General features: G+C 26.9%; 11 protein-coding genes. All 11 read left to right on the top strand.

The window, feature by feature from the left end:
• The first annotated feature begins 42 nt into the window (after window positions 1-42).
• The 11 genes from VN21_RS08660 (at window position 43) to VN21_RS08615 (ending at window position 13,366) form a co-directional block, all read left to right on the top strand.
• Window positions 43-762 (top strand): lipoprotein BA_5634 family protein, encoded by a 720-nt coding sequence (locus tag VN21_RS08660; RefSeq protein ID WP_046822893.1) that lies wholly within the window; start codon window positions 43-45, stop codon window positions 760-762.
• Window positions 763-774: 12 nt separating this feature from the next.
• A complete protein-coding gene (locus tag VN21_RS08655; RefSeq protein WP_046822892.1) occupies window positions 775-1,458 on the top strand; it encodes an ABC transporter ATP-binding protein in 684 nt (227 codons plus the stop codon).
• 20 nt (window positions 1,459-1,478) lie between these two features.
• Window positions 1,479-3,905, top strand: a complete 2,427-nt coding sequence (locus VN21_RS08650) for an ABC transporter permease (protein ID WP_046822891.1) — start codon at window positions 1,479-1,481, stop codon at window positions 3,903-3,905.
• An 18-nt stretch (window positions 3,906-3,923) separates the two neighbouring features.
• Window positions 3,924-4,619, top strand: a complete 696-nt coding sequence (locus VN21_RS08645) for a response regulator transcription factor (RefSeq protein ID WP_046822890.1) — start codon at window positions 3,924-3,926, stop codon at window positions 4,617-4,619.
• Window positions 4,620-4,621: 2 nt separating this feature from the next.
• Window positions 4,622-5,020 carry a hypothetical protein gene (locus VN21_RS18230; RefSeq protein WP_052952022.1) on the top strand — a complete coding sequence of 133 codons (399 nt, stop codon included), beginning with the start codon at window positions 4,622-4,624 and terminating at the stop codon, window positions 5,018-5,020.
• Window positions 5,017-5,844, top strand: coding sequence for a sensor histidine kinase (locus VN21_RS08640; protein ID WP_052952021.1), 828 nt, complete (start codon window positions 5,017-5,019; stop codon window positions 5,842-5,844). Before VN21_RS18230 ends, VN21_RS08640 begins: the two co-directional genes overlap by 4 nt.
• 343 nt (window positions 5,845-6,187) lie before the next feature.
• Window positions 6,188-8,389, top strand: a complete 2,202-nt coding sequence (gene katG, locus VN21_RS08635; protein ID WP_046822889.1) for a catalase/peroxidase HPI — start codon at window positions 6,188-6,190, stop codon at window positions 8,387-8,389.
• 293 nt (window positions 8,390-8,682) lie between these two features.
• The gene (locus tag VN21_RS08630) at window positions 8,683-9,351 is read left to right on the top strand and encodes a response regulator transcription factor (protein WP_025161847.1); all 669 of its coding nucleotides are present in this window, start codon (window positions 8,683-8,685) and stop codon (window positions 9,349-9,351) included.
• Between the two features lie 3 nt (window positions 9,352-9,354).
• A complete protein-coding gene (locus VN21_RS08625; protein ID WP_046822888.1) occupies window positions 9,355-10,401 on the top strand; it encodes a sensor histidine kinase in 1,047 nt (348 codons plus the stop codon).
• Window positions 10,402-10,590: 189 nt separating this feature from the next.
• Window positions 10,591-11,358 (top strand): ABC transporter ATP-binding protein, encoded by a 768-nt coding sequence (locus VN21_RS08620; RefSeq protein WP_046822887.1) that lies wholly within the window; start codon window positions 10,591-10,593, stop codon window positions 11,356-11,358.
• Window positions 11,342-13,366 carry an FtsX-like permease family protein gene (locus VN21_RS08615; protein WP_152650790.1) on the top strand — a complete coding sequence of 675 codons (2,025 nt, stop codon included), beginning with the start codon at window positions 11,342-11,344 and terminating at the stop codon, window positions 13,364-13,366. The genes VN21_RS08620 and VN21_RS08615 overlap by 17 nt, the downstream gene beginning before the upstream one ends.
• The last annotated feature ends 134 nt before the right edge of the window (window positions 13,367-13,500 follow it).

The raw sequence follows: 13,500 nt of genomic DNA, 5'->3' as shown, positions 1-13,500 counted from the left end.
TAGAGTAAATTATATATAAGGAATAGAAAAGGAGATTAAAGTATGAAAAAAATAAGTAAATTAGTTTTAGGAATAGCAGTAACATCATTATTAATAGTGGGAGTTCAAAAAGGAATAAAGTATTACTTACAAGGCCCTCCTAGAGAGTTTAATTCAATATTAATAAGTGGTGAGTTAGAAAATGTAAATAAAGGAAAAGAAATATATAAAGATAACACAAAATATGCAAAGGACTATAAATATAAAATAGTTACGAATACAGAAAAAATGTTAGATGAAAAAGGAAATGTAGAAGTTGGAGAAAATGGAAAGGAAATATTAGTTGAAAATAAATTCTTAGTAATCACTAAAGATACGGCAAAAGAAATGTTAAAAGATCAAGTATTACGTACGTTAAAAAATCCAGGGAGTGGTAGTATAGAAACTAAACTTCTTGAAAGTATACCAAATATAGATACAGATAAAACTATATACTTTGGAGATGAGAACAAAGATAAGAAATTAGAGATAAATAGAAAAGATATACCTTTAGAGTATGGTAGCTATTCATGGGTAGGATATTATCCATCAGAGCAAGGTAGCTTAATAGTAACAGATAATGAAACTTATAAATCTATAGAGGATAAAGAACAAATCATCAGTTTAATAAAATTTGACAAAGGTAAAAAAGATTTAAGAAATGCTAAAGATAAAGAAGAAATTAAACAAAAACTATCAAAAGCACAAATTACAGAAATAAACTATGCAAATGTAGAAAAATAAAGGGGATAGACTATGGAAATTTTAAGAGTTGAAAATCTAACAAAAACTTATGGTGAAGGCGAAAATAAAGTTGAGGCACTAAAAAATATAAACTTATCAATAAATAAAGGAGAGTTTGTAGCAATAATAGGTGCATCAGGCTCTGGAAAAAGTACATTATTACACTTACTTGGAGGATTAGATAGACCAACTACAGGTAAAGTAGTTATCGGTGAAAAAAGCATATATGACTACAATGATAACGAATTATCAATATTTAGAAGAAGAAAAATAGGTTTTATATTTCAGTTTTTTAATCTAATACCAGTCTTAGATGTGGAAGAAAATATAGAGTTACCAGTTATATTAGATAATGAAAAAGCAGATAAAGAATATTTAGATGAAATCATAAATATTCTAAACCTTAATGAAAGAAGAACACATTTACCGTCTGAGTTATCAGGAGGACAACAACAAAGAGTATCTATTGGACGAGCTCTTATTAATAAGCCGAGTATAATACTTGCAGATGAGCCAACAGGAAACTTAGACTCTAAAAACACTAGAGATGTTATTGATCTTTTAAAATTTACTGCAAAAAAATTCAATCAAACACTTATATTAATAACACATGATACAGACATAGCTACAATGGCAGACCGTGTTATAACTATAGATGATGGTCAAATAGTAAATGATACAAAAACAGAGAACTAATGCATTAGGAGGTGATATTTTTGATTAAAAATTACAAGACAATAAGTAACAGATATATTAAACAAAACAAAAAGCGTACTACATTAACTCTTATAGGTATTATATTATCTTTAGCCTTGATTTCAACAATGGGATTATTTGCAAATGGTACTAAAAAATCTCAAATTGAACAAACAAAACAAAGTCAAGGTGATTCATCTCATATAATGTATAAGACTTATGATGATAATATATTAAATAAAGTAAAAAATAATCCTAATATAATGCATTATGGAAATGTATCTACAGGAAAAGATATAAAATATAATGACATTACGCTACAAGAACAATTTGTTGATAGTGGAGCCAATGAAATATTAAAGTACGGATTAAAAGAAGGTAAAATGCCTACTAAAGAGGGTGAAGTGTGTATAGATGAATGGACTAAGCCACATATTAATTCTAACTTAAAAATTGGTGATAAAATAACTATTGATCAAAATGAATACAAAATTGTAGGTTTCTTAAAAACGTATGAATCTATGCAACGTAACAAAATAAGTAGAGCTATTATATTTGATGACAGTAAAAAAGATGGTAAATTAATGGTAGAGATAAATCCTGATGGTGAATTTAGTGAAACACTTGAAATATTAAAATCTTTAAGTAATAAACAAAATGTAGAAGAAAATCAATCTTTAACAAGATTATATCAAGTAGATTCTAATAAATCTATGGTTGTTCTTATAGTTATTGTAACAGTTATTGTATTAATAGCTACAATTATTGTTATATATAACTCATTCCAAATAAATGTAGCGGAAAGAATTAAGCAATTTGGATTGCTTAGAAGCTTAGGAGCAACTAAGAAACAAATAAAATCTATTGTGTTTAGAGAAGCAACAATATTATTAATGATAGCTATTCCTATTGGTTTATTATTAAGTATAGGAACAATATATGTACTACAGGCAATTTTAAATTCACTACTTAAGGAAAATAATCTTCTTTCTATTGTAAGCATTGATATAAAGACATTAATTATAAGTTCCACAATAATTATAATAGCTGTTTATATATCAAGTTTTTTACCTGCTAAATATGTAGGAAATATATCGCCTTTAATGGCTATTAGTAGTAGAATAACAATAAGAAAAGAATCTATTAAAAAAAGAAAAAATAAAACTTTAAAGAAATTCTTAAATTTTAAGGTGCTAATGGCGCTTAAAAATTTAGGTCGTAATCCTAAGAGATGTACAGTAATGGTATTATCTTTTGTAGTAAGTTCAACTTTATTTATTACATTTACTACATTAGTCCAAGATGTAATTATGTTAAAAGGAACAAATTATGAATATCAAAATATTGATTTAGAAATTACTACTAATACGGAAATTGATAATAGTAAAGTTGATAAAAATCTAATAACTAAAATTGGGAACTTAGATAATGTTGATAAAGTTTATTTAAAATATCCATTAATTACTGGAAAGTCAGAGATTACATCAGATAAAAAGATACAAGAGGCTGGAGACATATATGAATCAGAGAATATTAATGGTAATGCAAAGGAATTTATGTATACTCAAATCAATGTATATGATAAAAATGCATTGGATTTAATTAAGAAATATAAAATAAGTGGACAGGTTAATCTTGACGAAATAAACTCACAAAATGGTGTAATATTAATATCTAATGGAAGTGCAAGAGACAATACTAATAAACAAAGATACAGAGGAAAATTAACCAATTACAAAGTAAATGATGAAATTACTTTAAATGATGATAATGGAAAAGAGTATAAAGTAAAAGTAATGGCTATAATTGAAAATAATATTTTCGAAAGAGATGTTCCACTAAATGCTTTATCTTTAATAACAACAGATGAAGTTAGAAATAATTTAACAAAGCAAGATGTGGAAATAGCTAATATAGCAGTAGATTTAAAGGACTCAGAATTACACTTAAAAAATTATGAAGAAATTTATAATATGATACAAGATAATCAAGAATATAGTGTAGTAGATTGGGTAGATGTTAATACTAATGAAAAAACTGGAACGTTATTAATACAAGTATTAGTTTATGGGTTTATATTTGTAATTACTTTAATAAGTAGTATAAATATCATAAACACGATAACAATGAATATTACACTAAGAAGAAAAGAGTTATCTGTATTCAAATCTATAGGTATGTCTCAAAAAGACTTAAAGAAAATGATAATGTATGAAGGAGTATTTTATGGATTAGTTGGAGGAACAATAGGTTCTATAGCAGGATGTGCATTTACTTATATTATATACGATGTTTTATATGATATAGCAGGACTTACATGGAAACTACCTTTAAAATTATGTATAATAACTATTTTGGTATCTATAATAATAAGTTTTTTATCTGTACTGATACCTATGAAAAAAATAGAAAAAGATAATGTAATAGAAGCTATAAGAGAGGGGTAACGATTAAGGAGGATTTGAATGGATAATATATTATTTGTAGAAGATGATGTTTCATTAGGTTATGCACTAGAATTTTCATTAACTGATGAAGGTTATAATATAACAAGAGCTTGTACTATTGATGAAGCCAAAAGTTGCTTTAACAAAGAAGAATTTAATTTAATACTTTTAGATGTAAATTTACCTGATGGAAGTGGTTATGATTTTTGTAAATATGTTAGAGAAAAATCAAGTATACCCATTATATTTTTGACAGCATTAGATGATGAAGTTAATATTGTAATGGGGTTAGAAATAGGAGCAAATGACTATTTAGCAAAACCATTTGGTGTTAGAGAATTAGTAGCTCGAATTAAAGTTCAACTACGATCAAATAAAATAAAAGAATTAAAAAATATCTTAATCAGTAATGAGATAACTGTTAATATGTCAACAGCTAATGTATATAAAAATGATGAACTTTTAAATATAACAGCATTAGAATATAAATTATTAATATTATTTATGAAAAATCCTCTGAAAAATTTAGAAAGGCACGACATACTTGGAAGTATTACAGGTAGCAGTGATGATGTGTTTTTTGATGAAAATACCCTATCAGTATATATAAAAAGACTGAGAGAAAAAATAGAAGATGACCCTAAAAATCCGAACTATATTATAACTAAACGTGGTTTGGGTTATAAGTGGGATATAGAAGTAAGGAGTGAATAATATTGAATAGAGTTTTTATAAATGAAGAAATCAAAAAAAGTACTATTATATTAACACTAATCCTTACTTTATTTATGTCACTACAATTATGGATGTATAATGATTATATTAAAAAACAAAAGCAAGATTATATTGGTATAGTTGGAAGTATAATATCAAAAACTGTAAGTGTTGATCCAAACCTAGAGTCGAAAATAATCTCTATAGTAACGCAAAATATTAGTGAAAAAGATAAGGAATCTGGTCGTGAGATTTTAAAACAGTATGGTATAACAGATAATCTTAGTAGCAATTTATTTCCTAATATTACCGATAATTATAATGTTATAATATTAAGTCTGATTTTATCAGTTTTATTAATTATATTAAATTATATACAGTATACTTTTTTAAGAAAGTGAGAAATCTAACACTAGCGGCAAATAAAATATTAGATGATGATTATGCTCATATAATAAATGAGGATAAAGAAGGTGACTTTTCTAAACTAGCTGTAGAATTTTCAAATGTTAGAAGAATAATTAAAAATAATATTAGCAATACTCAAAAAGAAAAAGAATACTTAGTTGAATTATTGCAAAATATATCTCATCAATTAAAAACAAAGCTGGCTACTATGATTTTATATAATGATATATTATTAAATAGAAAAATAACAGAAGAACAAAAAATAAAATTCTTAAATGATAATAGAATTCAGCTTAATAATATGAATGTTATGATTCAGAGCATATTAAAATTAGCAAAGTTAGATACAAATACAGTTGAGTTTTGTAAAAAAGAACAAAGTTTAAATCAAACTGTAAAAGAAGTAGTATACAACTTTGAGGAGTTTGCAAAAGAAAAAGATGTTAAGTTAGAATTAAATAATTGCGACAACATTATATTAAATCAAGATAAGTTTTGGTTAAAAGAGGCATTTAATAATATTTTAAAAAATGGTATTGAACATACACCAAAAGGTGGGAGTGTAAAGGTAAATTTAATAAGTAATTCTGTATTTTACAAAGTAATAATACAAGATACGGGTGAGGGAATAGAACAAAGTGAGATAAGAAAGATATTTAATCGATTTTATAAAAATAGTACTTCAAGTAAAAGAGATTCAGTAGGTATAGGAGTGGCAATATCTAAATCAATTATTGAATCTCATAATGGATATATAGATGTTAGTAGTGAAAAGGGAGTCGGAACTACTTTTTCTATAACTTTTATGAAGTATTAGTATATAAACTTTTCAAAAGTATCATTTGATGCCAAGGTATAGTGTTGTTCAAAATGTAATGATGATACTAATGACTTTAGAAGACTGGCTTGTTTCGCATGACAATTAAATTAGATATAGAAAGTATATTATGGTAAGATGAGTAAATGCTATCTAAAAGTGAGCATTAGAAAAAGATATTGACTAAACTGTCAATATCTTTTTTGTATTTCTAGAGTTGGCAACAACTTGACGTTAATTTAATAAATATGATCATATTATGTGTATTTAAAAAAGTTATAATTAAAAGCCTATTTACATAATATGTAATGAAACATTTAGTACTTAAAGGGGGAATCATTACATGAGAGAAATAAGATGTCCATTTACAGGTAGAGTAAGCAACGCTGTATCAGTAGATGGAAACTCAAATAAAGATTGGTGGCCTAATCAGCTGAACCTAGATATTCTTCATCAAAATTCAAGCCTTAGTAACCCAATGGGGCCTAAGTTTGACTATGCTAAAGAATTCTGTAAGCTTGATTTTTATGAATTAAAAAAAGATTTATATAATTTAATGACAGATTCAAAGGATTGGTGGCCAGCAGATTTTGGTAACTATGGACCACTATTTATTCGTATGGCATGGCATAGTGCAGGAACTTACAGAGTAGGTGATGGAAGAGGTGGAGGTGGTGATGGATCACAAAGATTTCCACCATTAAATAGTTGGCCTGATAATATTAATTTAGATAAAGCTCGTAGATTAATTTGGCCAATCAAACAGAAATATGGTGATAAAATTTCATGGGCAGACCTTATGATATTAGCAGGAAATTGTGCTTTTGAATCAATGGGACTTAAGACTATTGGATTTGGGGGAGGACGTGAGGATGTTTGGGAACCACAAGATACTTACTGGGGTTCACAGACTAAATTGCTTGGAGACAATAAAAATCCTATTAGTGGCAAACTTGAAAATCCACTTGCTGCAACTCAGATGGGATTAATTTATGTAAATCCAGAAGGACCTGAGGGAAAACCTGATCCAGTTGGAGCTGCAAAAGATATTAGAGAAACATTCGCGCGCATGGCTATGAATGATGAAGAAACTGTAGCGCTTATAGCTGGGGGTCATACATTTGGTAAGTGTCACGGCGCAGCTCCTGCAACATATGTTGGTCCGCCACCGGAAGCTGCTAGTATCGAACAGCAGGGACTTGGTTGGAAAAACAGCTATAAAAGTGGTAAAGGCCCTGATACAATCAGTAGTGGAATTGAAGGTGCATGGAAACCAAATCCAACAAAATGGGATATGGGTTATTTTAAAGTATTGTTAAGATACAAATATGAGTTAGTTAAAAGTCCCGCAGGAGCGTATCAGTGGATAGCTAAAGATGTAGCTGAAGAGGATATGATTATAGATGCACATGACCCATCAAAGAAGCATCCTCCTATGATGACAACAGCTGACTTAGGTCTTATCTACGATCCTATATATAAAAAAATTGTAAAAAACTATTCAGAAAATCCTAAGAAATTTACTGATGATTTCGCGCGTGCTTGGTTTAAATTAACACATCGTGATATGGGTCCTATTTCACGATATCTTGGTCCAGAGGTTCCTTGTGAGGAGTTTATATGGCAAGACCCTGTACCAGAAGTCGATTATGAATTAATTAATGAAGGTGATATCAAATATCTTAAAAAGAATATCTTAGATTCTAAATTATCAATATCAGAGCTTGTCTATACAGCTTGGTCATCTGCATCAACATTTAGAGGTTCTGATAAACGTGGTGGTGCAAATGGAGCTAGAATTCGACTAGAGCCACAAAAAAATTGGGAAGTTAATGAACCACAGCAATTAGATTATGTTTTACATATTCTTGAAGAAATAAAAGAAGATTTTAATTCTTTACAGTTAAAAAATAAGCAGGTATCTTTAGCAGATATGATTGTTCTTGGAGGATGTGTAGGTATTGAAAAGGCAGCAAAGAATGCTGGATATAAAGTTAGAGTTCCTTTTATTCCAGGACGTACAGATGCATCACAGGAACAAACTGATATTGAATCATTTTCTGTACTTGAACCAAAAGCAGATGGATTTAGGAATTATCTAAAGTCAGATTATTCAGTGCGTGAGGAAGAATTATTAATTGACCGTGCACAACTTTTAACTTTGACTGCTCCCGAGATGACAGTTTTAATAGGTGGTATGCGTGTATTGAATACAAATTATGGAAAGTCTAAGTATGGTGTTTTTACAAATAGACCAGAAGCTCTTACAAATGATTTCTTTGTAAATCTTTTAGATATGGACACAGTTTGGACACCTACTTCTTCTGATGAAAAGGTATTTGAGGGACGTGACAGAGAAACAGGAAAGTTAAAGTGGGAAGGAACACGAGTTGATCTTGTTTTTGGATCTAATTCTCAACTTCGTGCTATTGCAGAGGTGTATGCAAGTGAAGGTTCTCAGGGTAAATTCTTAAAGGATTTTATATGTGCTTGGAATAAAGTAATGAATGCAGACCGTTTTGATATAGACAAATCTAAAAAATAGAATAATAGTATTCCTGTGAATTGTCTCAAATATTAAAATACACGAAAAAATCATACTATGATAGTATGATTTTTTTTATGAAAAATAAAGAAATATCATTAATATTAATAAATAAAAATAATGAAAAAATAAAAGCATTAAATAAAACAAATAAACGTAAAAAATTATAACAAAGATAAAACTATTAAATTAAGACTATCCTATAATATTGCTTACTTAAGTAAAAAAGAACTTTCAAAAGATGAAACTCTAGATTATATTGATATAATAAGAATAGGAAAGGGGAATTTTGAATGGAAAAAATTATTTTAATAGAAGACGACGAAAAAATAAGAATTGAGCTAAAAAATTTCTTAGTTAATTATAACTACGAAGTAGTAATAATGGAGGAATTTGAAAACATAGTAGAAAATACACTAAACGAAAAACCTCATTTAATATTACTAGATATAAACCTACCAATATGTGATGGATATTATATATGTAGAGAAATAAGAAAAAAATCGGATGTACCAATAATAGTAGTAACAAGCAGAGATACAGAAATGGACGAGCTTATGAGTATGAACTTAGGAGCTGATGATTTTATAACAAAGCCATATAACACACAAATACTTTTAGCTCATATAAATTCAATATTAAGAAGAACTTATAAAAATACACCTGTAGAAATACTTACATATAAAAATTTAGAATTAGATTTGAGTAAAAATAGTATTTGTTTTGATGATAAAGAATTAGAACTGACAAAGAATGAATTTAGAATATTAAATTGTTTAATGAAAAATAAAGGCAAAATAGTATCAAGAGGAGATTTGATGGATTATTTATGGGATTTAGATTTATTTATAGATGATAATACTCTAACCGTAAATATAAATAGACTTAGAAAAAGACTAGAGATAGTAGGATGTAATGACTATATACAGACAAAAAGGGGAATAGGCTATATAATGCCGTAACTTATGAATATAAAAGAATATATAAAGGATAAACAATTTTACATAGTTCTTAGATTGTCATTTTTAGTTTTTGTAGTATATATATTAGGGTTATTACAAGTAGAAGATATAACTATAAAATTTATAATAACTCTATGGGTAGTACTAAATGCAATTGAAATAATCCATGATTACAATAGAAAATCAAGATATTATAATGAGACTAAAAATATATTAAATGATTTAGATAGAAAATACCTGTTACCTGTTGTAATAAATAGACCAGAATTTATTGAAGGACAATTATTATATGATGTGATCAGTGTTACAGATAAGGGAATGCATGAAGAGGTAAATAAATATATATTTATACAAGAAGAATACAAAGAATATATAGATATGTGGGTGCACGAAATTAAAACGCCTATAGCATCTAGTAAACTAATAATAGAAAATAATAAAAATGAACATACATTAAGCATACTAGAAGAAATTGAAAAGATAGAAAATTATATAGAACAAGTTTTATATTACTCTAAAAGTAATGAACTAGAAAAAGATTATATAGTAAAAGAAATAAGCTTAAGGCAGTGTGTAAATAACACAATAAGAAGAAATAAAAAAGCTATAAGAGATAAAGATATATCAATAGATATACAAGACTTTAATAAGAATGTGTATTGTGATAACAAATGGGTGGAATTTATCTTAAATCAAATTATAATAAACTCAGTAAAATATATTGGAAATAAATCTATAAATAAGAAGCTATATAGAGCAAATGGGAAAATAAAAATTTATATTGAAGAACATAGCAACAGTACAGAGTTATTTATTGAAGATAATGGTATAGGGATAGATGAAAAAGATTTAAGGAAAGTATTTGAAAAAGGATTCACAGGATTAAATGGAAGAAAGCTTAAAAAATCAACTGGAATGGGGTTATACATTTCTAAAAAACTAGCAGATAAAATGTCTCTAGGTATATCCATAGATTCAAAAATAAATGAATACACAGTAGTTAAAATCACCTTCCCAGAAAATAATATGATGAAAATAATTAATAATTAATTTTTGCATAAAACTTACACCAGTGTAAGTTTTATGTAAGGTTAAGTTATTAAATAAAAACTCTAGATACTATAATCTATAAGTATAAAATAAATTCATTATCTAGAAATAGAAGATTAAATCTAAATAAGAAAAGAAAATTTAATTTATTAATAGGTAATAGATTATACATTTTAGGGGGAGGAATATATGAACACAATACTAGAAGTTAAAAACATAGAAAAATACTATGGAAATAAAAAAAATCTAACAAAAGCAATAAATAATATATCATTTGAAGTTGATAAAGGTGAGTTTGTAGGAATAATGGGGCCAAGCGGAAGCGGAAAAACTACATTATTAAACTGTATAGCAACAATAGATAAAGTAACAACAGGGTCTATAAAGATAGATGGTAAGGATATAACTACTTTATCTAGAAAAAATATAGAGAAGTTTAGAAGAGAGAATTTAGGATTTATATTTCAAGATTTTAATTTATTAGACACGCTATCTGTATATGAAAATATATCCTTAGCGTTATCAGTTATAGGAGTCAAAGGAAAAGATATAGATATACAAGTAAAGCAAGTTGCAAATAAGTTAAATATATCAGATATACTAAATAAATTTCCTTATGAAATATCAGGAGGACAAAAACAAAGAGTAGCATCGGCAAGAGCGATAATTACAAATCCATCGTTAATATTAGCAGATGAACCAACTGGAGCTCTAGATTCTAAGTCTTCAAGAATATTACTTGAAAGTATATCAAATTTAAATGAAACTTTAAATTCTACAATAATGATGGTTACTCATGATGCTTTTACAGCGAGTTATTGTAAAAGAATATTATTTATAAAAGACGGAAAAATTTTTAATGAGCTTATAAGAGGAAACGATAGTAGAAAAGAATTTTTCAAAAGAATTTTAGAAGTAGTTACACTTCTTGGAGGTGACTGTGACAGTGTTATTTAAATTATCTTCAAGAAATGTAAAAAGAAGTATGAGAGCTTATAGTATATATTTTCTTACACTAGCATTAGGAGTTTGTGTATTTTACATATTTAACTCATTAGATTCTCAGACCATAATGATGGATTTATCAGAAAGCAAAAAGAATTATGTACACCTAATTTCACAAATAATATCTGTAGTTTCAGGATTCGTATCTTTTATTTTAGGATTTTTAGTAATATATGCAAATAATTTTATGATAAAGAAGCGAAATAAAGAATTTGGTATATATATGACCTTAGGAATTAGTAAAAAAAAGATATCTATAATTTTATTTACTGAAACTATTATAATAGGAATATTGTCATTATTAGCAGGGATTTTTGTAGGAGTATTTTTATCACAAGGATTAGCTGGAATAACTGCAAAACTATTTAAAACTAGTATGACTAAATATCAATTTATATTCTCTAAAGAAGCTTGCTTAAAAACAATATTTTATTTTGGAATAATATTTATGGTAGTTATGGTATTAAATTTTATAGTGGTATCAAGATATAATTTGATTGATTTGATAAATGGGTCAAAAGCTAATCAAAAGCTTAAAAAAACAAATTTATCTATATCGGTAATACTATTTATTTTTTCTATAATTTGTTTAGGATATTCTTATAAACTTATACTAGAAAATACGTTAGTTAACTTAAATACACCAGAGTTTAAAAAGTCTATATGTTTAGGAATTATAGGTACTGTGCTATTCTTTAGAGCATTGGCAGGATTTTTAATAAAAGTTATCCAAAGTAGCAAAAACTATTACCTAAAAAATCTTAATACTTTCACATTAAGACAGTTTAATAGTAAAATAAATACTCATTATATATCTATAAGTATAATATGTTTAATGTTATTTGTAGCAATAGGGATGATGTCAACAGGAATAGGTATGAAAAATTCTTTTGAAAATACAGTAGAATTTCAAACACCATTTGATCTGTGGATGAGTATAGAAGTTAAAGGGAAAAAAGATAATATCGAAATTGATCAATACTTAAAGGAGCATGGAATAAACTTAGGTGATTATGGGAGTGATATTTTAAAGTATAATTTATATAACAGTGAGATGCCTTTCAAGAAGATGTTTAAAAATACAAATAATCAGTTTTTGAAAAAACAAATAGATGATACTGGTGATTTTAATGTACCTATAATTAAAATATCTGATTACAATAAGATTATGAAAATGCAAAATAAAAAAGGTTTAGACTTAAGAGAAGGTGAAGTTACACTACTTACTGATATGGCATCGATGGAAGAAGCAGTAAAAGATTTTATAGAAAACAATGATGATATTAAAATAAATAACAATATACTTAACGTAAATAAATCATATGAATTTGAATCAATTAAAACACTTCCGATGAGTATGAATCAGACAACTTTAATAGTTAATGATAATCAAGTCAAAGATATGAATATTTATGAAAAAAATCTAAGTCTTAACTATAAAGGAAATAAATTAGATAAAGAAAAAATGGTATCAAAAAATATTGATAAAGTAATAGAAGATACATATGGAAAAGAGAATTCACATAAAATACTTGCTATTACTAAGATATGGTGTTTTGAAAATAGTATGGCAACTTCAAATATATTCTTGTTTGTAGGACTTTATATAGGAATAGTATTTTTAATATCTAGTGCAGCAGTGCTAGCCATTAGCCAACTAGCTGGTGCCACTGAGAGTATGGAAAGATATAAGACACTTAGAAGGCTTGGCGTAAGTACGGAAATGATAAATAAATCGATATTTTTACAGGTTTTACTATACTTTATACTTCCTATTGGACTTGCATTGGTTCACAATATAGTTGGTATAAAAGTAGCAAATAATTTTATCAAAATGTTTGGAAACTATGATATGATAAGCAATAATATTATTTCAATAAGTTCAATATTAATCATATATGGTATCTACTTTTTAGCTACATATAGTGGATATAAAAGGATAGTTAATAATGATTATTAATAGATTTATTAAGCTTAAGAATAATATAAAACTATAAAATACTTAAAATTTAAGTACTAAATAATAAATATATATCGTTATTTTAAAAGATATGATGTATAATAGAAAAGATAAGCACTTTTTATGTTTAGATA

The organism is Paraclostridium benzoelyticum (assembly GCF_001006285.1).
In the GTDB taxonomy this organism is placed as follows: domain Bacteria; phylum Bacillota; class Clostridia; order Peptostreptococcales; family Peptostreptococcaceae; genus Paraclostridium; species Paraclostridium benzoelyticum.
The sequence above is the reverse complement of the archived record's forward strand: the minus strand, read 5'-3'. Positions and strand labels throughout refer to the sequence as shown.

Coding starts and splice junctions, on each gene's coding strand:
- VN21_RS08660 (WP_046822893.1), top strand. CDS start 43: ATGAAAAAAATAAGTAAATTAGTTTTAGGAATAGCAGTAACATCATTA.
- VN21_RS08655 (WP_046822892.1), top strand. CDS start 775: ATGGAAATTTTAAGAGTTGAAAATCTAACAAAAACTTATGGTGAAGGC.
- VN21_RS08645 (WP_046822890.1), top strand. CDS start 3,924: ATGGATAATATATTATTTGTAGAAGATGATGTTTCATTAGGTTATGCA.
- katG (WP_046822889.1), top strand. CDS start 6,188: ATGAGAGAAATAAGATGTCCATTTACAGGTAGAGTAAGCAACGCTGTA.
- VN21_RS08630 (WP_025161847.1), top strand. CDS start 8,683: ATGGAAAAAATTATTTTAATAGAAGACGACGAAAAAATAAGAATTGAG.
- VN21_RS08625 (WP_046822888.1), top strand. CDS start 9,355: ATGAATATAAAAGAATATATAAAGGATAAACAATTTTACATAGTTCTT.
- VN21_RS08620 (WP_046822887.1), top strand. CDS start 10,591: ATGAACACAATACTAGAAGTTAAAAACATAGAAAAATACTATGGAAAT.